The 24,916-nt window shown below is 62.8% G+C and carries 19 protein-coding genes; 5 read left to right on the top strand and 14 right to left on the bottom strand.

Features of this window, described 5'->3' with window-relative positions:
* The first annotated feature begins 321 nt into the window (after window positions 1–321).
* Window positions 322–1,356, top strand: a complete 1,035-nt coding sequence (locus E1956_RS37815) for an HAF repeat-containing protein (RefSeq protein ID WP_232072378.1) — start codon at window positions 322–324, stop codon at window positions 1,354–1,356.
* Between the two features lie 25 nt (window positions 1,357–1,381).
* On the opposite strand, the gene E1956_RS37810 is transcribed toward E1956_RS37815, so the two are convergent.
* Window positions 1,382–2,971 carry an MFS transporter gene (locus tag E1956_RS37810; protein WP_134758465.1) on the bottom strand — a complete coding sequence of 530 codons (1,590 nt, stop codon included), beginning with the start codon at window positions 2,969–2,971 and terminating at the stop codon, window positions 1,382–1,384.
* Between the two features lie 67 nt (window positions 2,972–3,038).
* Window positions 3,039–3,791, bottom strand: a complete 753-nt coding sequence (locus E1956_RS37805; RefSeq protein WP_134758464.1) for a hypothetical protein — start codon at window positions 3,789–3,791, stop codon at window positions 3,039–3,041.
* Between the two features lie 322 nt (window positions 3,792–4,113).
* Between E1956_RS37805 and E1956_RS37800 the strand changes: the two genes are divergently transcribed.
* On the top strand, window positions 4,114–4,740 hold the full coding sequence (locus E1956_RS37800) for a hypothetical protein (RefSeq protein ID WP_134758463.1): 627 nt from the start codon (window positions 4,114–4,116) through the stop codon (window positions 4,738–4,740).
* 262 nt (window positions 4,741–5,002) lie between these two features.
* Here E1956_RS37800 and E1956_RS37790 read toward each other — a convergent pair whose 3' ends face one another.
* From E1956_RS37790 to E1956_RS37770, 5 genes are all read right to left on the bottom strand, one after another.
* Window positions 5,003–5,620 carry a LysE family translocator gene (locus tag E1956_RS37790; protein ID WP_134759597.1) on the bottom strand — a complete coding sequence of 206 codons (618 nt, stop codon included), beginning with the start codon at window positions 5,618–5,620 and terminating at the stop codon, window positions 5,003–5,005.
* A gap of 159 nt (window positions 5,621–5,779) precedes the next feature.
* Window positions 5,780–6,553, bottom strand: coding sequence for an SDR family oxidoreductase (locus tag E1956_RS37785; protein WP_134758461.1), 774 nt, complete (start codon window positions 6,551–6,553; stop codon window positions 5,780–5,782).
* A 76-nt stretch (window positions 6,554–6,629) separates the two neighbouring features.
* Complete coding sequence (locus E1956_RS37780; protein ID WP_134758460.1) at window positions 6,630–7,226, bottom strand: NADPH-dependent F420 reductase; 597 nt, start codon at window positions 7,224–7,226, stop codon at window positions 6,630–6,632.
* 28 nt (window positions 7,227–7,254) lie between these two features.
* Entirely contained in the window at window positions 7,255–8,022 is a 768-nt protein-coding gene (locus E1956_RS37775) for an SDR family NAD(P)-dependent oxidoreductase (RefSeq protein ID WP_134758459.1), read from the bottom strand.
* 13 nt (window positions 8,023–8,035) lie between these two features.
* The gene (locus E1956_RS37770) at window positions 8,036–8,770 is read right to left on the bottom strand and encodes an SDR family NAD(P)-dependent oxidoreductase (protein ID WP_134758458.1); all 735 of its coding nucleotides are present in this window, start codon (window positions 8,768–8,770) and stop codon (window positions 8,036–8,038) included.
* 110 nt (window positions 8,771–8,880) lie between these two features.
* Here E1956_RS37770 and E1956_RS37765 point away from each other — a divergent pair, with 110 nt between their 5' ends.
* Window positions 8,881–9,873, top strand: coding sequence for a LysR family transcriptional regulator (locus E1956_RS37765; RefSeq protein ID WP_134758457.1), 993 nt, complete (start codon window positions 8,881–8,883; stop codon window positions 9,871–9,873).
* Here the strand turns inward: E1956_RS37765 and E1956_RS37760 are convergent.
* The gene (locus tag E1956_RS37760) at window positions 9,868–10,170 is read right to left on the bottom strand and encodes a DUF4148 domain-containing protein (RefSeq protein ID WP_134759595.1); all 303 of its coding nucleotides are present in this window, start codon (window positions 10,168–10,170) and stop codon (window positions 9,868–9,870) included. The genes E1956_RS37765 and E1956_RS37760 overlap by 6 nt on opposite strands.
* 275 nt (window positions 10,171–10,445) lie before the next feature.
* Window positions 10,446–11,051 (bottom strand): GNAT family N-acetyltransferase, encoded by a 606-nt coding sequence (locus tag E1956_RS37755; RefSeq protein WP_134758456.1) that lies wholly within the window; start codon window positions 11,049–11,051, stop codon window positions 10,446–10,448.
* 187 nt (window positions 11,052–11,238) lie between these two features.
* On the opposite strand from E1956_RS37755, the gene E1956_RS37750 reads away from it, so the two are divergent.
* Window positions 11,239–12,456 (top strand): NAD(P)/FAD-dependent oxidoreductase, encoded by a 1,218-nt coding sequence (locus E1956_RS37750; RefSeq protein WP_134758455.1) that lies wholly within the window; start codon window positions 11,239–11,241, stop codon window positions 12,454–12,456.
* A gap of 70 nt (window positions 12,457–12,526) precedes the next feature.
* Here E1956_RS37750 and E1956_RS37745 read toward each other — a convergent pair whose 3' ends face one another.
* The 3 genes from E1956_RS37745 to E1956_RS37735 form a co-directional block, all read right to left on the bottom strand.
* Window positions 12,527–14,029, bottom strand: coding sequence for an eCIS core domain-containing protein (locus E1956_RS37745; protein ID WP_197733014.1), 1,503 nt, complete (start codon window positions 14,027–14,029; stop codon window positions 12,527–12,529).
* 194 nt (window positions 14,030–14,223) lie between these two features.
* The gene (locus E1956_RS37740) at window positions 14,224–17,175 is read right to left on the bottom strand and encodes a bifunctional diguanylate cyclase/phosphodiesterase (protein WP_134758453.1); all 2,952 of its coding nucleotides are present in this window, start codon (window positions 17,173–17,175) and stop codon (window positions 14,224–14,226) included.
* Window positions 17,172–18,305 carry an extracellular solute-binding protein gene (locus E1956_RS37735; RefSeq protein ID WP_134759593.1) on the bottom strand — a complete coding sequence of 378 codons (1,134 nt, stop codon included), beginning with the start codon at window positions 18,303–18,305 and terminating at the stop codon, window positions 17,172–17,174. The genes E1956_RS37740 and E1956_RS37735 overlap by 4 nt, the downstream gene beginning before the upstream one ends.
* 520 nt (window positions 18,306–18,825) lie before the next feature.
* Here E1956_RS37735 and E1956_RS37730 point away from each other — a divergent pair.
* Window positions 18,826–22,299, top strand: coding sequence for an adenylate/guanylate cyclase domain-containing protein (locus E1956_RS37730; protein ID WP_134758452.1), 3,474 nt, complete (start codon window positions 18,826–18,828; stop codon window positions 22,297–22,299).
* A gap of 57 nt (window positions 22,300–22,356) precedes the next feature.
* Here E1956_RS37730 and E1956_RS37725 read toward each other — a convergent pair whose 3' ends face one another.
* Window positions 22,357–23,688: a leucine-rich repeat-containing protein kinase family protein gene (locus E1956_RS37725; protein WP_167760256.1), complete on the bottom strand. Its 1,332-nt coding sequence runs from the start codon at window positions 23,686–23,688 to the stop codon at window positions 22,357–22,359.
* A gap of 100 nt (window positions 23,689–23,788) precedes the next feature.
* Window positions 23,789–24,913 (bottom strand): dihydrolipoamide acetyltransferase family protein, encoded by a 1,125-nt coding sequence (locus E1956_RS37720; RefSeq protein WP_134758451.1) that lies wholly within the window; start codon window positions 24,911–24,913, stop codon window positions 23,789–23,791.
* Window positions 24,914–24,916: the final 3 nt, after the last annotated feature.

The raw sequence follows: 24,916 nt of genomic DNA, 5'->3' as shown, positions 1-24,916 counted from the left end.
ATCTGCATACGAATTCGAATCGCCAACGCCGGATCTGGCTGGCAGGCTCTCTCGTCATTGCTCGCGGCCATCCAGAATGGATCAGCTCTAATGCCTGGATTGTATCGACTAGCAATCCTAATCAATTGTGGGCCCTTCCCGGTACAATCCAGCGTAATTTGTGCTGATGCCGATGCACGAACGGCAAATATACCCGATTTTTATTTTCCAGCGACTCGACTTTCTTTCGATCTGCGCCCGTGTCAGGACGCAAAGTGTGCCTTGTTGTGCCGCATATGAATCTATCGTGAACCAGGTGTTATCCCGGGAAGGGGGATTACCATGCAATCCGCATGCAAGGTGATGGACAATATGCACGATTTCCGCCGCGCCCTGATGGTTTTCACCCTGGTCGCGGCCGCCGCGATCCAGCCCGCCTCAGGCCAAAGTCTCGTCATCAAAGATCTCGGCGCACTCCCCGGTGAATATAACTACAGCAACGCGCTCGGGATCAACGCGCGAGACCAGGTGGTCGGCTTCTCGATCGCCGCGAGCGGGAGCACGCACGCCTGTCTGTTTGAAAACGGAGTGGTCATCGACCTGGGCACGTTTCCCGGTGGCAGCTTCAGTTCAGCGAACGGGATCAACAATCGCGGCCAGGTGGTCGGTGCCTCGAGCACCGCACGCGGGGTCGAGCATGCCTTTCTATTCGAACATGGCGTGATGACCGACCTGGGTACGCTCCCCGGTAGCGACTTCAGCGCAGCCGCCGCGATCAACGAGCACGGCCAGGTAGTCGGTTCTGCGTCCAACCTGCGTGGATACGTTCACGCAGCCCTGTTTGAAAACGGGACGGTGACCGATCTGGGCACGCTTCCCGGCGGCAGCGACAGCGGCGCTTTGGCGATCAACGATCGCGGCCAGGTGGTCGGCTATTCGTCCACCGCAAGCGGGTACGCGCACGCCTTTCTCTATGACCATGGAGTGATGACCGATCTGGGCACGCTCCAGGGCACAGGCCTCAGCCATGCTCAGGCGATCAACGATCGCGGTCAGGTGATCGGCATATCGTCTACCGCAAACGGGGATGTGCATGGCTTTCTGTATGAAAACGGGGCGATGACTGACCTGGGAACGCTCCCTGGCCGCGCCAACAGCAACGCTTTCGGGATCGACAATCGCGGCCAGGTGGTCGGCGAGTCGGATACCGGAACCAACCCGTACCTGCCGCACGCGTTTTTGTTTGAGCACGGGGCGATGATCGACCTGGGCACGCTCCCAGGGGACAACTTCAGTGAAGGTGTCGGGATCAACGGGCGTGGCGACATCGCGGGTAACTCGACGTTGCACGCCATCCTTTGGACGCGAGAGAAGTGATTGGCGGTGGCTAGTGGCTCACAAATCATGTGTGCGATCGCGCCTCGAGATAGCCGACCCGCACGGGCGGCACGAACCACGCGAGACAGAGGCCCGCCAGCGCAGCCACGGCCGCCACGGCGAGGCCGATGTGGATCGAATCCACGAGCGCGCTGCGCGCCGAATTCATCATCGCGTCGCCGGCGTGGCCGGCGCTCACGAGGCGGGAGATCAGCGCGGCCTGGTCGGCGCGGTCCACGAGCAGTTCGGGACTCGCGAACGACTTGAACCACTGCGTCGCCTGGTAGGAGTCCAGCGAGCGATTCACGCCCATCGTGTACAGGTGCCCAAGCAGCGCGCCAGTCATGGCCGTGCCCAGCATGCCGCCGAACGTGCGCAGTGAATGCAGCAGCGCCGTGGCAGCGCCGATATGATCTCGCGAGACAATCTGCTGCGAGCAGACCGTGAGGCTCGTGCCCACGAGGCCCAGCCCCAGGCCGCTCGCGCCCATGCACGCCATCCACACGAGATAGGGCTCGTTGCCTCGCAGGACGACCACCGCGAGGCACGCGAAAGCGGACAACGCGAAGCCTGCGTAGAGGATCGCGTTGGCTCTTCGGACGCGCGTGACCACGCGGTTATTGACGACGCTTCCGACCGTCGTGCCGAGCAGGAGCGGCGTGATCAGCATGCCCGAGGCGCGCGGCGACATCGCGTAGCCGCCCTGGAACAGCAGGGGCACATAAAAGACGAGCGAGAACAGCGCGAATCCCCCGAGCACCGACATCGCAAAGAGCGGACCCAGCTTGCGGTCGAGCAGCATGTCCACGGGGATGATCGGATAGCCCATGCGCTTTTCCCAGAAGAAAAGCGTCAGCGAGCAGACCAGCACGAGCCCGCTCAGCACGATCGTCGTAGCACTCCATCCTTGCCTCGGCAAGAGCTCGATCGCGAGCTGCAGCGCGCCGAACGTGACGGCGACGACGAAAGCCCCGAGCCAGTCCAGACGCAGTCGCGCGCCATCGCGGGCATGGCGCAGATCCGGCAGGAACCAGCGCACGAAGACGAGCGCCACCACGCCCACCGGCACGTTGACGAAGAAGACGAGCCTCCAGCCCCCATGCTGAGTCAGCATGCCCCCGAGGGTTGGCCCAACCATGTTCGCAAGGCCGAACGCCGAGGTGACGAACACGAGCCAACGCAGGCGCAGCCTCGGGTCGGGGAACAGGTCGGCGACGGTCGCGAACACCGTCCCCATCATGATGCCGCCACCGATGCCCTGCAGGCCGCGCGCGAGCACGAGAAACAGCATGTTGGTCGCCATCCCGCAGAGCACCGATGCAACGGTGAAGACAAGGATGGCCGCCAGCATGAAGGGCTTGCGACCGAACAGATCGCCCAGCCGCCCGAAGATCGGAATCGTGATGACGGACGTCAGCATGTAGGCCGTCGCGACCCATGCATAGAGCTCGAAACCCTTGAGCTCCGCGACGATGCGCGGCATCGCGGTGCCGACGATGGTCTGGTCGAGCGCGATCAGCATCGAAACCGACGCGACGCCGAGCATCGCCAATACCGACTCGCGAAACGGCAGCAGTTGCCGACCTTGATCGTGAAGCCCAATGCCCGTGGCCATGAAGCGTTCCTTGCTGCCGCGAAGCGGCCGATATGCCTTTGCTGCGCCCGCAAACGCGCAGCGCACGTCACATCGTTCCGGTGCTGCTGCCGGTACTGCCCGTGCCGGAAGACGGTGCGGACGTCGCTGTGAGCGGATGAGCGAGACCCGCCGTGGACAGCAGCGAGACGGCTGCCGGATCGGGCATGCCATTGGCGTCGATAGCCCCTGCTGCCGCCAGCGCGCCCAGATCGCTGTCGACACCCGGTTGGCCAACCGTAAAGGCTGTCGTTAGAAACGCCGGTGCCGTCAGCGTGAGTGAATAGCGCTGCTGCAAATTCGTGACGACTGCCGATTGCGCGGCCTGCACGTCAGCCGCGTTGGCCAGCACTTGCTGGAACTGCCCATTGGTCGGAAAGCCCGCTATCAGAGCGCTCTCGCTCGTGCCGAGTTGCGCAGCGATGTAGACAAGCATCAGCTCGGTCTCCGGCGTCGTATTGAAGGTGCCGCCGGCAAATGCCAGCGAATGCAGGCTTGTGCCACCAGAGGTCACCGTGAGAATGCAGGGAGGCGTGGCATTGAACGTGATCGCGTAGTGTCCACCGCCATCGGACAGCGTGGAGCCCGAACCTTGCACACAACTGAAGCTGACGGTCGCGCTGGCGAGCGCACGACCGGTCGCGGCCGTGCCGGCCAGGGCGACGCTTGGCGTCACGGTTGCGCCGCCGCAACCGTCGAGGCCGATGCAGCTGTTACCGCCGCACGCGGTGAGCGTTGCGCAGGAAGCCACGCAAATTGCAGCCAGCGCTGGACGAACGAAACACGCGTAGCGAGTGTTCATGGTTGCCCGCTGTTGATCGATCTGGATAGTGCGATCGATTCCATGGAACCGACCGGCGCTACATACAATATAGCGCCCCATGCATCGAGACCGTTCTACACTTCAATCCCATTCGCAGGGATATCCCCTGACTAAAGGGTCTGTCGTCATGCGGACGGGTCAACACGTTTCAAAACATTCAATCCTCCATCGTCAATTATGGTTGCTTAGGTCCAAGGTCCTATGACAAGCTTCCCGTGTAGTGCCAGGCTGCGACAAAATACGCTCCCGGTTCCGGGCCGGCGCAGAACGCGTGACACCTGATTGCACCAAGGGGACTCCTATGCTCTTTCTGTCGAATTCATCTCTTTCGGTTGCGCGCCGCTGCGCGCTGGTCTTCGCTGTCATGGGCCTGTCCGCGGGCTGGGTGCCCACGTGCCGCGCGGACGACTCGAACGCCCCGGCGGCAGAACAGGCCGTGCCAAGCGGTGCGTCGGTGGACACGGAAAGTGGCACCATCAGCCTGATCGACCAGAAGAACGCACTCATCGTCGTGACCGTGCCGGGCCATGACGATCTGAGCTTCAGCGCAAAGGATCACCGCGACGTACTGAATGCAATCAAGGTTGGCGACAAGCTCACGGCAAGCTATCTGGAGCCCTACGTCACCGGATTGACGCCCGCTGGGGGCGCGGCGCTCACACGGCTGAACCACACTGCAAAGGTGACCCAGCATTCGTCAGGCGCCGACCAGGAAAGCTTCCATGTGCTCCGGGTCTTCAGTGGCGTAGCGGAAGTCACCGGCGTTGACCGCAAGCTCAACCTCCTGACTGTGGAGGACAAGTCAGGCACAGCCCGTTCTATTCGGGTAAGCCGCCCTGACCTCGTCGAGGTGATGCTGACGCTCAAACACCATAGCCGCGTGCGGATCACCTACGAATCCGAGATGACGGTCGTCACCTCGCGTTAGCGGCCAGGTTCCAGCCATGTCGGCTATCAAGCGCATCGATTCGGGTCATTCCGCCCATCAGGCCGCGCCGCACAGAACAACCCGCTACCCTGCGGAGCACGTTACGTTGACGGCCGGCTCGAGGAAGAGGCTGCGCCCCTGTGTGCCTCATCGCAAGGTCGGGCGCGGGAAGGTCGGCGTCGGCGGCAAGAGCCGCGGCAAGTAGCCATTGCCGACGCTCGGCGACAGGCGGCCGTTCAGCCAGGCTCCGCCGGGCGCTGTGTCAACGCAATGCCTGCCGGATTCCCAGCGCAATCATGAGCCCTCCACAGGTGAGGTCGATCCATGCCTTCGCGCGACGATACGCCGTCGCAATCGCCGCGTGCGATAGAACGAGTGCGACTGCTCCGTACCAGCACGTCGCTGTTGCACCGACAGTAGCAAGCACTGCGAAGAATGTCGGCATGGAAACGTGCGTGGGCACCGCTGAGGAAAACACCGCCGCATAAAAGGCGATGGACTTCGGGTTCGCGATATTTGTCGCGATACCTTGCAGGAACGCGGCACGAAACAGAGGCGCCTTCGTGGGGTGACGTGCTTCTGAGGGGGTTGCCCGTGCCGACACGACGAGCCGCAGCCCGAACCAGACAAGATAGGCCGCGCCAGCAAGCCTGATGCCGACAGCGAGCCACGGGAAAATAGCGAACACCATTCCGATACCGAGGATGGCGCAAGTCGCCCAGAACAGATTCACCGTCACGATTCCGGCGACAAGCGCGAGCGCATCGGAGCGTCTGCCGGCTACCGCCTTCTGAGTGATTGCGACGAAGTTCGGCCCGGGTATGACGACAGCCGCCGCATAGACAGAAAAGACTGTCGCAATAGCAGACGAATTAACCATTTGTAGCCTCAGTGAATTGGGGTTGTACAAAACGCGAAGTGCCTTCATCGCCCAGTATTCTGAAGCAACTCACGACTGACCGCTGCTGGCCGACTGCACGCGCTCGCCCACTTCGCCGTTAGCTGCCATTCGAGAACATTGCCGGACGCCTGCGGAAGCTTAGAGCCGGGCGCCCCCCGTCGCATCAATGACCTGTCCCGTGATCCATCGGGCGTCCGGCGACGCAACGAAGGCGATGATGTCTGCCACGTCAGCCGGTTGGCCGACACGAGCAAACACCGACAGGGCTTCCGCGCCGGCGCGTGCTTCGGGAATCGTGATCCAGTCCGCATTCATGTCGGTCTCCGTGACGCCTGGCATGACCGTATTGACCGTGATGCCGCGAGGACCGAACTCGGGTGCAAGCGCGAGCGTGAGTGTTTGAATGGCGCTTTTCGACGCCGCGTAGGCGGGATGTGTCGGCGCCGCGACGCGCGTAAAGCCGGTCGAAATGTTGATGATCCGTCCGTTATCGCGGATATGATCAGCAACGGTCTGGATCAGGAAGAACGGCGCCTTGAAGTTGATTGTCAGCAACTCGTCAAAGGTGGACTCACGGGTCTGCGCCAGCGAAACGGCAGGTGCCACACCGGCATTGTTGACAAGAATATCAAGCCGAGGCTCACCGGTAGCGGCGACAGCAGTCCTCGAGAACTGCTCCCAAAGGCTGTCCGTCGCTGCCTTACCCCCTCTCAGATCGGCCTTGATAGCGACGGCTTTTGCACCAAGACGCTCGATCTCCCGGATCGTTGCTGCGGCCGCATCGGTGTTGGCGCCATAGTGCACACCGATCAGAGCGGCACCTTCTCGTGCGAAGGCCAGCGCGGTTGCACGGCCGATCCCACGTGAGCCTCCGGTGATAAGGGCAACCTTGCTTGAAAGTTTTCCAGACATCGATCACTCCGTTTCCAATGAATTGGCTAGTGATACGGCCACTCGACTCAGCGAAATCTCCGGCAACTGTTGTTCATCAATCGAACTTGATCAAGTCCTTGAAGATCAGTTGTCCCCAGCTTTTTCCGCGCGCATGGACGAGCCACCCGCCTTCAGAGAGCCCGCCAAGTTTGACTGGCGCGAAACCGAGTTTTTCTGCAAGCGCGCCAACCTCCGCTGCGGCCCGGTCATCGTCGCTCGCCAGAAACACGACTCTCCTGCCACCATGTACGGCCGGGTCCTGTTCAAGGACGGCAGCGACCAGATGGTTGAAGCCTTTCACCAGCCTGGCCCCGGCGAACGCCTTCGCGACGGCTGCAGAGGAGGGAAGACCGTCCAGTTCCTCAAGCGGGGCTTGCGTGTTCATTGCGTCGATGAGGGTCTTGCCCTTCCAGTCGGGCAGCGCCTTGGCGACCTCCGGGTGCGACTCGAAACGGACCGCCAAAAAGATGACCTCCGCGTTGACCGCTTCCGCCAGGGTTGTGGGAATGATCGTGGGCCCGATCTCGGCCGCATGGGATGCAAAGCTCGCCGGGTCACGCGTGGTTGCAACGGATACTTCGATGCCGCTGCGGGCAAACGCCTTGGCCAGCGCCTGGCCGATCTTGCCGAAGCCAATGATTGCGTAGCTCATGAGATTCTCCTTCGGTTTTTCCGCGTGGTCATAGCTTGTAGCCGCCGCTCGCTTCAATCGTCTGGCCGGTCACCCAATGACCATCGTCGGAGGCCAGGAACGCCACCACGGCAGCGATTTCTGCAGGTTCGCCGAAGCGTCCCAGCGCAATTTCGGCCTCGACTGCCTTCACGAGTTCGGGGCGCTCCCGGAAGGCGGCGTTTGCGTCCGTTCGCGTGTAGCCCGGCGCTACCGCGTTCGCAGTAATTCTGCGCGGCCCCAACTCGGCCGCTAGCGCGTGGGTCAGGTTGTTGATGGCCGCTTTGGCCATCGAGTAGACGGGTGCTGCCGTCACGGGCTTCGTGGCGGCAGCGGAAGAAATGTTGATGATGCGTCCACCATCGGCGAGACGATCCAGCGCGGCCTGAACGATGAAGAAAGGTGCGCGGGCGTAGACCGCCATCAGGCTGTCCCAACTTTCCGGTGTCGCGTCCTTGAAGCCGACCCAGCCGGAATTGCCGGCGTTGTTGACCAGAATGTCGAGGGCTTTGCTGCCGTTACGCCGGGTGAATTCGTCGTCGAGTTTCTCGAACAAGGCCGGGACGCTCGCCGGGTCAACGAGATCCGCATGGATCGCGAATGCCGTGCCTCCGGCCTTCTCGATGGCCGCGACCGCCTCGTCTGCTCCGGATTGGCTGGCGTTGTAGCTCAGCGCGACCGTCGCACCGTCCTTTGCAAGACGTTCGGCGATGGCGCGGCCAATGCCACGCGATGCTCCGGTAACTAGAGCGGTTTTACCCTTTAATGAGTGTGCCATTTGTTCTTTCTCCTCAGAGTTGCGCCAGACCGCCGTCGACGGCGACCTCGCTGGCGGTCATGAAGCTGCTGTCCGCCGACGCGAGAAACGCAGCCGCTGCCCCGATCTCCGCCGGATCGGCCATGCGCTGGAGCGGAGTCATCGACGCGAAGACCTTCTGGCCCTCCTCGCCCAGCGCGTCCTTCGCGAGTTCGGTCGCCGTCGCCCCGGGCGACAGCACGTTGACCCGGATGCCGGTGCCCTTCAGGTCCTCCGCCCAGGTCCGCGCGAGATTGCGCACGGCCGCCTTGCTCGCGCTGTAGGCGCTGAATGCCGGCGCACCCGTGGTGCCCGCGCTCGATCCGGTCAGGATGATCGAACCGCCCTGGCCCATGAGCGGCAGCGCCTTCTGGACCGTGAAGATCGTTCCCTTCACGTTGGTGTCGAAGGTCTCGTCAATGTGCTCGGCGGTGATCTGGCCGAGCGGAAGCGGGCTTCCCGTCCCGGCATTGGCGAAGACGATGTCCAGGGTTCCGCGCTCGGCCTTCACCGCAGCGTAGAGTCGATCGAGGTCGGCCAGATCGGAGACCGACCCTTTCACCGCGCGGGCATTGGGTCCGAGGGCGGCCACAGCGGCGTCGAGCGCTTCCTGCCGGCGGCCGAAGATGAAGACGAACGCGCCCTCCTCGATAAAGCGCTTTGCTGCGGCGCGGCCGATGCCGGTAGCACCACCGGTGATCACGGCGGTCTTTCCTTTCAGTCTGTTCATGTCATGCATCCTTCGAAACACAAGCGACACACACGATTCTGAATCGCTTGATTCATGAAGCCAATTGACTGAATATCTATAAGTACCATCTACTTTCCAGATAGATAGATATGCTGGATAACGTCACCATCAATCAGCTTCGGGCGTTCGTCGCCGTGTGTGACCAGGGAAGCTTTTCCGGGGCTGCACGGGAGCTGAGGCGTGCGCAGTCGGCGATCAGCCACGCGATCAACGCGCTCGAGAGTGCCTTCGATGTGGTGCTGTTCGAGCGCAACACGCGCAAAGCGACGCTGACGGCCGCTGGCCGCAGTCTCCTGCCTGATGCTCGCGGTGTGATCTCGCGCACCGAGGAAATGAAGATGCGCGCGGTTGCCATTGCTGAAGCTGGGGTCCCACAGGTCTCGGTTGCTGTGGATACCTACTTTCCGCGTGCGCACCTGATCGAATGCCTGCGCACCCTGCAGGCGGACTATCCAACGCTTGCAATCAATCTGCGCATGACGACCATGCAGGACGGCGAGCGTTTGGTTCTCGAAGGCACGTGCGCGCTGGCGGTGACGATCACCGACGTGCCGGAGCTGAGACCGGGCACCATAGAAAGGCAGCACCTATGTGACACGCAGATGGTGACCGTCTGTGCGCCATCGCATCCGCTGGCCGCAATCGCGGGGCCCATCCCGCGGGAGGAATTTGGCCGGCACATCCAGCTCGTCGTAACCGACAATCAGCCCGATGCGGAAAAGACACAACAGGGGGTCGCCAGTGAACGCCAGTGGCGGGTGAACGACCTCGGCGCGAAGCACGATCTGCTCAAGGGAAGCTTGTGCTGGGGGCACATGCCGCTTCATATGGTTGCGGAAGACCTCGCGAAGGGAACGCTGGTCGAACTCCACCGGCGCGCATGGCACATGCGCCCACTCACGTTCATGATCTCGCAGCGGCGCGGGTACGCGTTTTCCGAATGTGAGGCACGGCTGGTCGAGCTCCTTGGCAATCGTCAGCGCTTGTCAAAGAGTGCCAGCACGCGCGCCGTCTCACGCAAAGGTAAAACAAGCGTGAAAGGCCGCCGCGATGAGCAACAGTCAGTACGAAAAAACTTATGACCCGCCAAAGAACACCGGCTTCATTCCGCTCGTGCTGGCGCGATAGCCCATTTGCGACGAACCGTTGGTCGCAGGGCCGTATCCGCTGTTCTGGTCTTTGGCACTTGCGCCGGCAGTCGGCATATTGGCAGGAAAGTCGACGGTATTCGCATTGGCCGGATTGAAGCCGGCTTGCTGAAGCTGAGCGATCTCGGCCTGCACTTGCTCGCGCGTCAGCGCCCCGTCCGATTGCGCCAACGATGCAATTGGCACAGCAATGACGGCGGCCGCGCAAACTGTGTGGACTAACGTCTTCATCATGGTCCACCTCCTGTGATTAATGACTCCAGTGGTTCATTCATCGAATTTGGATATCGGCGAGGTACACATGCGCGAGGATGCGCGCGCCCCGCCTGTCGAGCGTCCGCGAGTGTCGGGGTACGGACTTCCCGCGTGCGCGTAGCTGCTACGCGGCACGCCGGCAGTTATGACTGTATTCGCAGACAAAATGCGCATGAATAAGGCGAGCGTCCTAAAAGAGGCTCGGGGATTACCCTATTCCTTGCCAGATCGCGCGAGCGAGTGCCGCCGCCTCACCCGTGCCGGCCCAGCATTGTCTCCAGCCGCACGCGAACCTGCGGCCACTCGTCGTCAATGATACTGAAGCGCACCGAGTTGCGCTTGCGGCCATCCGGCATGATTCGCTCGTGGCGAACGATGCCCTCCTGCTTTGCTCCGATACGCAAGATCGCCGCTCGCGACTTTTCGTTCAGTTCGTCGGTGGTGAACTGCACGCGAACGCAATCCAGTGTTTCGAACGCGTATTCAAGCATCAGGTATTTCGCTTCGGTGTTGATGGATGAGCGCTGCGACGATGCGGCGAGCCATGTGTGTCCGATCTCGAGCTTGCGGTTCACTTGGTCGATCTTCCAGAACCGGGTACTACCCACAATGCGGTCCTTTGCCCGATCGACAATGACAAACGGCATGACGGTACCCGCACGCTCCCCTTCAAGCGCTCGGGCGATATAGGCCTCTACCGTCTCCGGCCCGGGCACGACGGTCACCTTGAGATTCCAGAGCGCCCCATCGGAGGCTGCTTCGATGAGTGCCCGGTCGTGCTCCTTGCGCATCGGGCGCAATTCGACCGTGTCGCCCGACAAGATTGGGGTGTTTGGGTGTAGGGATTCGCTATTCATGGCCAGCATGCTTTGCAATGGGGACGTCAATCCCGGGAAAGCGGAGGTTCGTTAGCAAGACGGGCTCGCCCGCTTGGGCAGATTAGTATATCAACTGCACTTTGGGCCACTTTGTACCGAGGTATATCATCGATTAAGCGCCCGTGGCCTTAAAGCCTGAACGTGGCAACAGGCAGGAGAAGCAGCGATGATCGATTCCACGGACATAGTCATCATTGGCTCTGGCGGCCTCGGAGCAGCAACAGCCTACTATCTGGCAAAGCGCGGCACCCATCGCATTGCGTTGCTCGAACGGCTCGCAATCGGCTCACAGACCTCTCCGCGCGCCGCCGGCATGGTCAATTGTCTGCGCAAGAGCGACCTGATGATCGAATTGATCAAGCGGGCGGTTGCGGGGATCAGGCAATTCTCCGCGGAAACCGGGCAGCCTCTCGATTGGGTGCAGTCGGGCAGCCTCAAGGTGGCGCGGCGGCCTGAAGATGCGGAAGTGATTCAGGAGGACATCCAGCGCGGACGGCGCCACGGTCTGGACGTGGAGGCACTCTCGCTCGGCGCGGCCCATCGCCTCAACCCGTTTCTTCAAACGACGGAAGTCGCTGCCGTGATGCGCATTGGCGACGACATGTACTTCAATCCCGCTCAACTGGCGGTTGGCTTCGCTCGGGCTGCACAGGCAAACGGTGCAGTGCTCCTTCCCAATACCGCAGTAACAGGCATCCTGATCGCGGACGGCAAGGTGAGCGGCGTCGACACGACCGCTGGCCGCATACACGCGCCTATCGTCGTGGATGCAGCCGGCGCCTGGACGCGACAGGTCGCCGAAGCCAGCGGAATTCGCATTCCTCTGGTTACGACAGCGCAGCAATTGTTCGTCACCGAGCCCGTACCCGATGCCCGAGCCGACTTGCCGATGGTCAGAATCATGGATGCAGCGGTGTATATGCGACCTTGTGACGGAGGACTTCTCTGGGGCGTCTACGAAGAAAATCCGCGTTTCTTCGATATGCATGACTTCGACGCCAACTTCGACATCAAGGATCTCTCGCTCGATGCGGAAGTCCTCTGGCACTACGCTCGTGATGTAGCGGCCCAGCTTCCGGTCCTTCTGCAGGCAGGGGTCCGCGAGCATCGCGGTGGGCTGCCTACGATGACGGCGGATGGCCAGCACATCGTCGGACCCTCGACTGCCGTCCGGGGCTTTTACTTCGCGAGCGGCTGCAACGTTGCGGGACTCTCCATTGCGCCGGCGCTGGGGGAGATGCTTGCCGCGTGGATCGTCGACGGTGCACCGCCTGTCGATCTGGCGCCGCTTGCGCCAGACCGATTTGGCACCGGCCCATGGCCTGACGATGAATTGATGAGACAGGCAGCGTGGCAATATCGTCACTTCTACGGCGCACGGTGAGCGGTGCATCTACGCACTCCCGCCACCCTGGCACGCCTTGCGCCCGGCGCGTTGCCGTCACCCTCCAGCGTCAATCCGCACTCCCTACGAGCTTGAAGAATTGACGACTGTCGATAAAGGACTTGTATGTGAACGTGTTTAGCACGACCTCATCGTAAGTCATGCCGAAGATCAAGTTCGCAATCGTGCCGCCCGGCCAATGCTGCTTGTATTGGGATTCGCTGCGATTCTGGAACTTCTTGGGATCGACATCGCTCGCCATGGCGCTCGCGGCGGCAATCAGCCCACGCTCCGCAATCAACGCACTCGGCGTGCGCGGTGGCGGTGCTCCGAATCCTCCCCCGCTCGAAATAGTGGGCTCGGCCATATTCCCCGCGAGCGTCTGCTCCGTCGGCTTGATGAGCGCGTTCGGCTGATCGGAGGCACCCGTGAAATAGGTCTGGCGCAGCGAAGCCCGAACGCCTTCTGAGATCGACGGATCGAGGGCGAGTTGCCGGATCGCGTACAGGAACTGCGCATGCGCATATTCCAGGCACGTGGCGGTTTTATAGTCGCCCGCCGAGCTGAAAAGATTGAACGGCACCGGATCGGTTGGCATGTTGAAATCGCGCTTGGCGATATTCGACAGCAGCCGCGCGAGAATAAGATCGGCGTGCGGACCCACAAAACGCACCGTGCGGTAGGTCGACGTTTTGGCGGCCTCACCCAGCTTGGGGTTGAAGAAGTTGGTCACGCGTACGTGCCGGTTGCCGAACCCGACCACGTCATGGATAAGGCCGTCGCCCACATAGATGCCGCCATGGGTCACTTCTTCACCGGTGACGATGCCCAGCGCCGTGCTGCCGAGGCGAAACACGATGTCGCCCGGCACGAAGCCGCGTGCCTGAGCCATCGCGACATCATCGGCCTGCCCCTTGACCTTTCCCTCCGCCATTTCGCGACGCTCAGCCTCGGTGTAGCACTGCAAACGCCCAGGCGCAGTTGTGCGTCCCGATGAGGCTTGCTGCACAGTGTGCGTCAACTCATGTGCGATCAGGGACCGGCCCTGATCCGTGCCGGGAGCGTATTGCCTTGAGCCGAATACGATCTGGTGGCCCGCGGTGAACGCACGTGCGCCTATGGATCGACTGGCTTGCGCCGCCCGCTCATCGGTATGGATTCGCACGCGGCTGAAGTCATGGCCAAAGCGCGGCTCCATCAATGCGCGCGTGGCGAGATCAAGCGACTGCCCAGGCGCGCGCAGCACTTCATTGACGACGGGCGGCATGCCGTCCCGCCTGGCGGAATCGCTCGTCGAGAGGTACTTCGTTTGTACAAAGGCACGCTGTCCAGGCGCAGGGGAATCGTCGTGTCCAGACGCACCGTCAATGGGCGGTGCGCTGCGTGACGCCGCCAGTGAGGCAATGCGATTAGCCTCCTGCTCATGGGCATCCGCTGGATCGCCGTGAATCAGTTTCCGTTGAATAACGGCGGGCGAGTTTCCATACATCCCGCTCTGGCTGAAGTCCCAGCGTGGTAAAGCGTTAGCCGCGTTGAAATTCGCATTGTCGAACGTCGACGCCGGTCGTTCCACGGCGCGCGAAAAGCGTGCGGCGCGGTCCGCGCTCGTGGGCGCGGGGCGGCGTACAGACTGGACGGCGTCTCGCATGGAGCGTTCCTCCCTTGCTAACACCCATTGTAGTGAATGCCAGTACTACGGCACGCCCTTTCTGGTGCAGCGGAACGCCTAACGCATCCAGATCTTTGCAATCTTCAACGACGAAAGCCTTATATACCCGTCCCCGTCTCGCTCTCCACCTCGGCAACGAGCGGCCACGCCCAGCGCTCGAATTGCTCGGGCGGAACCGGCTTCGAATAGAGAAATCCCTGCGCGAAATCGCAACCCACCGCTTTGAGAAACGCCTGTTGCTCCGCAGTCTCGACGCCCTCGGCAATGACCTGGATGCCAAGCTTGTGCGCCAGCACCACCATCGCCTCGCAAAGCGCCTGGTTATCTTCGTTCACGCTCAAATTCTGCACAAACGACCGATCGATTTTCAAATAGTCGATTTCGAAGCGCTGAAGATAAGCCAGCGACGAATAGCCGGTGCCGAAATCGTCGATCGAAATACCAATGCCGGCGCGACGGAACGTCAACAGCTTCTCATCGATATTCGACTCCGACTGCAACAGCAAGCCCTCGGTAATCTCCACGGCAACGCTCTCGCCCGCCATGCCTTCCCGGGTGAGGTACTCGGACCATCGCGCGCACTGCATGCTGTCCTGGCGCACCTGCACCGGAGACATGTTGACGCTCACCTGAAAAGCGCCGTCATAGCGTTCGCGCCAGCGCTTCGCCTGCTGCACGGCCTGCCTGAATACCCAGTCGCCTATCGGCACGATCATTCCGGTGTCTTCCGCCAGCGGAACGAATTCGAGCGGGCTGATCATGCCGCGCACGGGATGGAACCAGCGAATCAGTCCCTCGGCCTTGCAGACCTTGCCGGTCGCCAGGTCGATGATGGGCTGATAAAACACCTGAAACTGCCGGTCCGGCAACGCGGCGCGCAAGTCGCTCGTCAGGCGCAGACGCCTTTCGGCCTCCACGCGCATGTCGGGCGTGAAATAGCCGAATCGATTGCGCCCGGCGTTCTTCGAGGCATACATCGCCTGGTCGGCGTTCTTGAACAGCACGTCGAGTTCGCCGGCATCGTCGGGGTAGAACGTGATGCCGATGCTCGCGGAAATGAATTCCTCGTCCGCGCCGAGCTTGAATGGCAGCGCGAGGCTCGCATTGATCGTCCTCGCGATCCACTCGACGCGTTCGTCGTCATTCAGCTCCGGAAGGATGACCGTGAACTCGTCCCCGCCAAGACGGGCCACGGTATCCATTTCGCGCACGCACGCGCTAATGCGCTTCGCCGCCTCCACCAGCAATATGTCGCCAGTGTCGTGCCCGAGAGAGTCGTTGACTTCCTTGAAGCGGTCCAGGTCGATAAGCATCAGGGCCATGCGCCGTCCCGAGCGGCGCGAGCGCCGCGCTTCCTGATCGAGACGCTCATGGAACATCTGCCGATTCGGCAAGCCCGTGAGCGCGTCGAAGTTGGCCTGCCGCCAGATCGTCGCCTCGAACGCCATGCGATCGGAGAGATCGCGGCCGACGGCCATCACCGAATTGACTTCGCCGGAGCGGTCGATCTCCGGCGTGATGCGGATATGGGAGCACTGTTCCGCGCCCTCCTTGCCGATCCATCTGAGCTCGAACTGCGCGCTTTTTCCGCTCGCAATGACTTCGCTTATTTTCTCTTCGTAGAGCAGTGCATTGGGTCCGCCGGGGTATTCCGAAGGCCGCTTGCCGAGCGCCTGGGCCAGCGTGCTCCCCGATGTCGCGCAAAATGCAGGGTTGGCATAAATGCGGCGCAGGTCCCGGTCGTAGCGCGTAATGGTATCGGGCGAGTTTTCAATCAACGTGCGCGACTCGCGCTCGCGCGCCACGAGCTCCGCCGTGCGCTCGACGACGGTCTGCTCGAGCGAGGCGTTGATCTCGTTGATCTTCTGTATCTTCTGGCCGATCGCGCCGCGCATGCGCTCGAAGCGCAGCTCGAGCCTCGCCAGCTCGTCCTGGCCGCACCCTGCCGTTCCCGGCGGCACGCCGTCGTCCAGTGGGACGCCGGCATCGTCGCCCGTGTCGTGCATCTTGCGCACGAGCTTGATGAGCGGCTCCGAGATGCTGCGCGAAATGAAATACGCCAGAAAGAGCGAAAGCAGAAAGCCCGAGATACCCACAAGCACGATCTGGTTGCGCACCGCCCGCGCCTCGATCGTCAGGCTCTTTTCCGCAATCGTGCTGACCACGATCCAGCTCGTATTGGGAATGCGTGCGTACGCGACGAGGTAGCGCTCGCCGTGCGTGCCCGTGACGCTCACAAAGCGGCTCGCGTCGTCGGATGCGCCGTTGTGCTCGATGCGCTCGATCAGGCCGGGCACCGACAACGCGCCCGCGCTTGCCCGCGTATCGTCGGCCCGAATGATCGCCTTGTTGGTGCTGGCATCAAGAATGGAGATCTCGATGCCGCTTCGCGAAGCGACGTTGCTGAAGATCGTGGAGAAGTACTCCGGCCTCACGATCAACACGAGATTGCCGATCTTCTGGTCGTTGCTTTTGTCGTAGATCGCGGTCACCATCCCCAGGTTCTGTTCGCCGGCGCCGTTGTCGTAGCTGCCCCACCAGGTCCGCCCCTGCTGCGCCTCGGCACGCTGAACGAGGCCGGTGATGCCACGTGTCAATTGCGTGAACGCCTGGGTGTCCAGAATCCGGTTGTCCTTGTCGAGCAAATACTTCTGGTCGATGAAATCCACCGAGCCAAAATGTTCGAGGAGCAGCCGCGCCATGTCTTCGCGCGCCTCGCTGCGGTGCTGGATGCTCGCGCTCGTCGCGCCCGCGAGCGCGCCTTGCAGCTTGTTCGATAACACCAGGAGCTTGCTTTCGGTTTCGATCTGCTCCATGCGCATCCGCACGTTCTTCGAGACCTGCTCGACCACCTCCTTCGAGAAGACTTCCGCATTCTCCTTGATCGCCGCAACCGATTTCACATAGGAGAGGAAGCCCGAAATGATCACGGGCAGCAGGCACAGCAGCACGAAGGCCGCCATGAGCCGGTGACGGATCTCGACGCGACGAAGCAGATCCTGCGACAGGTAGTCGAACGCGACGCGCAGCGGTGCGGGAATCAAGTTCATTTGTAGTGCATTTTCGCTTCGTTCTTGACCGACTGGTCGAGTCGCTTCGCGGCTTCCCCTGGCGTTATTTTGTGGAGCAGCACGTCCTGCATGAGCCCATGCACATATTCGATGGTGTTCGACGGCAGCGACGAATAATACGGGCTCGCCGTGACCGGATAGCGGCGAACCGCGTTGGTGTAATCGACGATCACCGGGTCGCTGACCGCCATGCCCGCATTTCCGCTAAATGGCGAAATGTTATGCCGCTTCTTTTGCAGGATCAAAAAGCCTTTGCCCGCCATGAATTCCAGAAAACGCATTGCCGCCGCCTTTCTCGGCGTCTCGCAGACGGCAAAGCCCGTTTCGCTGCCGAGCACCGGCACGACCTGCGCGCCGCGCGCATTCCACGGCGGCACGAATACGCCGGTCTGAAAGGCATTGCCGTGCAGCATCGCGCCGGCAGACCAGCTGCCCTCGAAGGCCATCGCCACCTTGCCTTCCTTGAACAGCCTGATCCCGTCATCGTAGCCGGTCGTCATGAAAGCAGGCTGTACGTAGCCGCGTTCGGGAATCAGCGCCATTTTGGCGAAGATATCGGCGACCGCTGGGGTGTCCAGATTCAACGTGCCGTCGGCCATCTTGTTGCGCCAGTCCGGTACGTGTGCCACGACGTCATTGGCGAAGCCCGAAGCAAATGGCCCGTTGCCGAGCATATTCGGAAAACCGCCGCTCCACATGATGGGCGTGAAGCCCGCCCGTTTAAGCTGCGCGCAAACCCGCACGAACGCGTCGAAGTCGGTCGGCAATTCGGTAATGCCGGCCTTTTCGAACATTGCCCGGTTGTAATAGATCATGGTTGTCGCGACGCCGCCCGAAATACCGAACCCTTTGCCGCGACGACTGGTCCAGTCGGCCTTGAGGGGATCAAGCATGTTATTCCACGCTGATGTCTGCCGTAAATCGGCAAGGATGCCCTGGTCCGCCAGATCGGCCGCATAGGCATTTGGATTGACGCTCACGAAATCGGGCAGCGTGCCCGCCGCCACGCGCGGCTTGATATTTTCCTCGACCGAGTTGCCGATCATGAATTGAACGTCCACGCGCACGTCCGGATTCGCGCGGGTGAATTCGGCGGCAATCTGCAACATCTCCTGCGGCCAGTCGGGAGCCCAAACCAATGCGGTAATGGTTGTCCGGGCGGCTGGACGCGCGCCCGTCGAGGCGTCCTTGTGCGCGTGGCAGCCAAACAGGAAAGCCAGCCCGATCAGGCCGTATCGCAACCAGAAAAACTTGACTCGTCCCACGCAACGCTCGCTTTCAGATTAAGGATGGGCCGATAGGGCTTCATTAGCGGCTTCATTAACGGCTTCATTCGATGCTTCGAAACATGTCAGCCATCGCGCGGCCGCCCCTTCGATCCGGGCGGCAAGCACAGTTCGCTTGCACGAGCGTGGCCGGCGAACAGGACGAATGCTCGCAATGATGCCTCATCCGCATATCGGCTGGAGAATTCAATCCTTTAGGGCCGGCTCACAGGTGTTGCAGCGCGCGCCAGCCACGCCGCTGCCGTTGCGCTCTCCGGCCGCCGCTACGGGCTGGCACGGTCTTGCCGCAGGCGCACACCGCGCCTAATGTTTAATCGCGGGCACGGGGCAAGGACCAGGTCATATGCGCTGCGCAAACTGCGGATTCGATAACCTCACCGGCGCCAGATTCTGTGAGGCGTGCGGCGCCATGCTGCTGCGCGCCTGCCCGCGCTGCGGGCACGAGGCGAGCCCGTCCGCCCGGTTCTGCAACGCGTGCGGCGCGCCCCTCGCCGACGCGCCTGCCGCCTCCTCCGCGCGCCCGCCTGCGGATTGGCATGCGCCGCCCGCGCCTATCCAGTACACGCCGCACCATCTGGTCGAGCGCATTCGCGCCGAGCAGGCGGCCATGGAGGCGCGCGGTGAAACGGCCGGCGAGCGCAAGATGATCACGGCGCTCTTCGCCGACATGGCCGGCTCCACGGCCTTGATTCACAACCTCGATCCCGAAGAGGCCCACCGGCTCATCGAGCCCGTCGTGGCGCTAATGATGGAAGCTGTCCATTACTACGAGGGCTACGTCGCCAAGTCGCTGGGTGACGGCATCCTCGCGCTGTTCGGCGCCCCCATCGCCCACGAAGACCATGCACAGCGCGCGCTCTATGCGGCGCTGCGCATGCAGCAGACGATGCGGCGCCACAGCGACAGCATTCGTCTGGAGAAAGGCATTGCGCTGCAGATCCGCGTGGGCGTCCATACCGGCGAGGTCGTCGTGCACTCGATCCGCACGGACGACTTGCACACCCACTACGATCCGGTCGGGCACACGATCAACATTGCGTCGCGCATGGAGAGCATCGCCACGCCCTCTTCGATCCTCGTGAGCGAATTCACGCACAAGCTGGCCGAGGGCTATTTCGAGTTCAAGGCGCTGGGCGCCACGCAAGTCAAGGGCATTCCCGATCCGCTCGTGGTGTACGAGGTCCAGGGTCTCGGCGCGTTGCGTACGCGCTTGCAGCTCTCGGCGCATCGCGGGCTGGCGCAGTTCGTGGGCCGTCAAGCTGAGCTGGAGCAGCTGCACGAGGCGCTCGAGCAAGTCAAGGCGGGACACGGGCAGGTCGTGGCCGTGGCGGGCGAAGCCGGAGTCGGCAAGTCACGCTTGTTCCACGAATTCAAGGAGCGCTCGCGGCGCGGCTGCCTGCTGCTGGAAACGTTTTCAGTCTCGCATGGCAAAGCTTTTGCCTATCTGCCGCTGATCGACCTGTTAAAGAACTATTTCCAGATCGTGCCCGAGGACGACGAGCGGCAGTGCCGCGAAAAGGTCACGGGAAAGGTGCTCACGCTCGAACGCAGCTTCGAGGATCTCGTGCCTTACCTGCTTTATCTGCTCGGCATTGGCGAGCGCGGTTCGGCACTGCCGGACATGGATCCGCAGATCCGGCGCGATCGCACCTTCGACGCCATCATCAAGCTGCTGACGCGCGAGAGCGACGATCAACCCGTCGCGCTGCTGTTCGAGGACCTGCAATGGCTGGACCGGGAGACCGAAGCATTCCTGGCATGCCTGATCGAGCGCTCCACCCGCGCGCATCTGCTGCTGTTGCTGAACTTTCGGCCCGAGTACGAGCCCGGCTGGCCCGGTCATTACGCCCAGCTCCGGCTCGAGCCGCTACGCCCGGCGGAAGTCCAGGGGCTGCTCACCGCGCTGCTGGGCGACGATCCTTCGCTCGACGCGCTCAAGCGCCTCATTCAGGAGAAAACCGAGGGCAATCCGTTCTTCATGGAGGAAGTCGTCCAGACGCTCGCGGAAGAGCAATCGCTGCTCGGCGAGCCCGGCCGCTACCGGATCGGGCACACGCCCGCCGCCCTGCATATTCCCACCACCGTCCAGGGCGTGCTCGCCGCCCGTATCGACCGGCTGCCGGTGGCCGAGAAAGAGCTGTTGCAGACGCTCGCCGTGATCGGCAAGGAATTTCCGTTCAGCCTGCTCCAGTGCATATGCATCGGTCAGGTGGCACAGACGGACAACGATCTGCGCCAGCTGCTGGCCCACCTCGCGGCGGCGGAATTCATTTACGAGCGGGCCGCGTATCCGGAGGTCGAATATTCGTTCAAGCATGGGCTGACCCAGGAGGTCGCGGGCCACTCGCTGCTGACGGACCGGCGCAACGTTCTGCATGAGCGCACGGCGCAGGCCATCGAGACGTTGTTCCCCACGCGCATCACCGACTATTGCAGTGAACTGGCGCATCACTACAGCCTGAGCGGCAATATTCCGAAGGCCGTGGAGTACCTGCACCGGGCCGCACAGCAGGCGGTTCGGCATGCCGCGCATCTGGACGCAATGCGCCATCTGCGGGCGGCGCTGGAATTACTCAAGCGCCTGCCCGAAACGCCCGCGCGCGCACGCCGGGAGCTGACGCTGCTGCTTTCGCTGGGGCCCGCGCTGATGGACGTGCAAGGCTATGGTGCGCCCGAAGTGGCGGCGACTTACACGCGCGCGCTGCAATTGTGCGAGCAGATCGGGGAAGCGTCGGAGCTCTTTTCCGCGCTTCTGGGCTTGAGGATTCACTATATTTCGCGCGCCGAGTACGCAACGGCGCGCGAGCTGAGTGAGCGAATGCTGCGCATGGCCGGCGATGAAAAGGACTCCGGATTGCTTGTCGAGGCACATAGCGCACTGGGTGTGTGCCTGTTCTTCCTCGGCGAATTCGCCGCCAGCCGCGAGCACCATGAGCGCGCCCTTGCGCTCTACGACCCGGCGCAGCATCAGGCCCATGTCTTCGCTCATGGCGTGGATCCGGGCATCCGGGCGCTGAACTACCTCGCGATGACGCTCTGGCATCAGGGCTACCCCGATCAGGCGCGCGAGCGCAGCCTCGAGGCGCTGGCCCTCGCGCGGCAACTCGCTTATGGCCCAACCCTCGCGTTCGCTTTGGCCTACGGTGCCGAATTGCACCAGCTAAGGGGCGAGGTAGCGCTGACGCTCGAACGCGCCGAAGCCGCCATGGCGGTCACGTCCGATCAAGGGTTGCCCTACTGGCTCGCGTGGGGCATCGCGCTGCGCGGCTGGGCCCTGACGAGGCGGGATCGTCTTCAAGAAGGCATTGCGCAGATGCGCGAAGGGCTAGCCGATCAACGTGCCCACGGTGGCGAGGAGGAGCGTTCGTACTTTCTGGCACTGCTTGCCGAAAGCCACGGGATCGCGGGCGACAGGGAAGCCGCTTTGCGCGTGCTCGACGAGGCCATGTCGATCGCCGAGACGGCCGGAGAGCATTGCTACGAGGCCGAGTTGCATCGACTCAAGGGCATCCTGTTGCTCGGCGCGGAAAACGATGGCAACGGCCAATCCGCATCCGGCAACGAGGCCGAAGCCTGCTTTCGCAAAGCGCTCGAGCTGGCGCGCGAACGCAATGCGAAATCGCTGGAATTGCGCGCGGCTTCGAGCCTGGCCCGCCGGTGGCAGCGCGCGGGAATGATTGCTGAGGCCAGGGAGCTGCTTTCCGAAGTCTATGGCTGGTTTACCGAGGGCCACGATACCGCCGACTTGCGGGAAGCGAAGGCGTTGCTTGACGAGCTGGCGACAGTCCAGGACACCCTCAACGCATCGCGTGAATAAAACGCGCCAAGTGCCCGCACAAGCGGCGCACTACACGGCTGGACAGACAGACTCCGCTCAATCGCTCAACGCCTCCAGCCGCTCGACGATCTCATCGAACGATGGCCGCATCTCGACATGCTCGCCGAGACAATCCGCAATCAGCGCATCGAACTCAGCGGAGCCGTCAGCCGCTTTCCCGGCCAGGCGTTGCGCGAGCTCTTCGAGCAGGCAGCCGAACGCGCGCACCTCGATCCGCTCGAGCGCCTGCGCCCGTGCGCAATCGCCTGCATCATGAAACGACGCCGCGCCGAAGTCGCCGAGCAATACGTGCCCCGCACCGTCGTGCAGAATGTTGTGCGCATACAGATCGCCGTGCATGATCCCGCGCCGGTGCAGATGCCGCGCCGCCGACGCCATCCCTCGCGCGATCCGCAAGGCAATCGTCCGATCGAACCATACGTCGTCCGCATACACGTCGCGCGTGCACGAGTCGAGGCTTGGTGGCCCCGCGAGATTGCGGAACGCCGGATCGATCAACGCCATCACGAGGCCATGCTCGTCGAGCGGATGCCCGGTGATCTTGCCGAGCACAGGAATGAGATTCGGGTGCGCGCCGGCTTGCAGACAGGCGGCCATTTCGAGGTCGGGCAAACCATCGCTCGTCACGGCCCCCTTGAACAGCTTGACGGCAACGGCCTCGACCGGATGCCCGTCGCGCAGCAGACGCGTCGCGCGATGAATCACGCCCGATGCACCCTCGCCCAACGCTTGCCCGAGCGCGAGCGTATGCCAGTCGATGTCGGGCACCGGCGCATTCGCCAATGCGGCGCGCTCGCGCGCGGCGTTCAGCGGATTGCCGGCGTAGGCGAGCCACGCGAGCCGCGGCAGACGCAGCAGCCACTCGGGCAACGCGTCGAGATGGTTTGCGGAAATGCGCAGCAGTTCCAGACGGTTCAATGCCGCCATGGTCTCGGGCAACGCGCGCAGCCGGTTGCCCGCCAGCATCAGCTTCTGCAGATTCCGCCGCTCGCCGATCTCGTCCGGCAGCGTTTCGATGGCGTTGTCGGTGAGGATCAGCCAGCGCAATGGCAGCGGCAGCGCACGCGCCGGAACGTGCTGGATCCGGTTCGCCTTGAAGCCGACCATGCTCAGCGATTCGCAGTCGCCAAGCACGGCCGGCAACTCGGTGAACGGGTTATTCGAGGCGAACAGAATGCGCAGCTTGCGCAACTTCGGCAAATCGTCGGGCAGCGCGTTGAGCGCATTGCCGGAGAGGTCGAGCACTTCGAGCGTGTCGGCGAGGTCGAAAATCTCGCGTGGAAATTCGCTCAACCCGCAAGCGAGCTTGAGCTGTCGTGCGCCGGCGAGTTGCCCGTCGCGCAGTTGTTCGAGGGTAGAGGTCTTCACGCGTGGATCGATAGGGCTATGGCAAGAAAATTCGGCAAGCGCCGGTGCGCAACGCGGCGCCGACGATGGCCATTCTAGCGGCAGACGCCGCGCGCCATCGCTATTGCGGCAACTCGAGGTCCTTGATGACGGCGCGCAGAAAGCGTGCGGCCTCCCCGCCCGTGACCACCCGATGATCGAATGTGAGGCTCAGCGGCAAGATCCGGTGCACGGCGGGCGCGCCCTCGTGCGCCACGACCTGATCGTGGATGCGCCCCGCGCCAAGGATCGCCACCGTGGGCGGCACCACCACGGGCGCCGCATATTTACCGGCAATCATGCCGAAGTTCGACAACGTAATCGTATTGCCACGCATTTCCTCGGGCGGAATCTTGCGCGCGCGAATATCGACGCGCATGCGGTCGAGCCCGGCGCGCAGTCCGGCCGAATCGCGATGCGCGACGTCGCGCAGCACCGGCACGAACAAGCCGTCCGGCAGATCCACGGCAATGCCCAGATCGATTTTCGCGAGCACGTGGCGCCGCTCCATCTTCGCGTCGAACCATGCGTTGAGCCCCGGCTCCACATGGCACCCGGACACCAGCGCGCGGACCAGACGGATCGTCACGTCGGTATGGGGCGGCCACGCGTGAATATCGGCATCGTCGATAACGGTTGCGGCCGCCACTTCGTTCTGGGCGCGCGCCATGTTGTGCGCCATCGCACGGCGCACGCCGCGCAGCACTTCGGGCGGACCGAGCTCGGCGAGCAGCTTGGCCGCGCGCTGCACGTCGGCTGCCGTGATCACGCCCTCGGGCCCCGAAGGCGTCACCATCGCGAGATCGATGTCGAGCTTGCGCGCGAGCGCCCGCACCGCGGGCATCGCCTTGATGGCGCCGTGCCCCGCCCCCGTGCCGCCGCCGAGCGCAGCCGGCGCCTCCTGCACCAGTTGCCGGCCCACTTCCATGTGGCCGACCACGGTGCCGGCATCGGCATCCTCGGCCCCCGCAGTATCGCCTTCGAACGCGACCAGCGGCGCCCCCAGATGCACGATGTCGCCGGGCTTGCCGAACAGCTTCGCCACGCGGCCCGATTGCGGCGATGGAATCTCGACGATCGCCTTGGCCGTCTCGACCGAAACGAGCGGCTGGTCCGCGCGAATCTCGTCCCCGCTCTTGACGTGCCATTCGACGATTTCCGCTTCCTGGAGGCCCTCGCCCAGATCGGGCAGCTTGAAGATCTTCATGGT

The sequence above is a fragment of the Paraburkholderia pallida genome (assembly GCF_004524855.1).
In the GTDB taxonomy this organism is placed as follows: Bacteria; Pseudomonadota; Gammaproteobacteria; order Burkholderiales; family Burkholderiaceae; genus Paraburkholderia; species Paraburkholderia oxyphila.
Note: the sequence above shows the minus strand (reverse complement) of the source record. Positions and strands in the feature narration are given on the sequence as shown.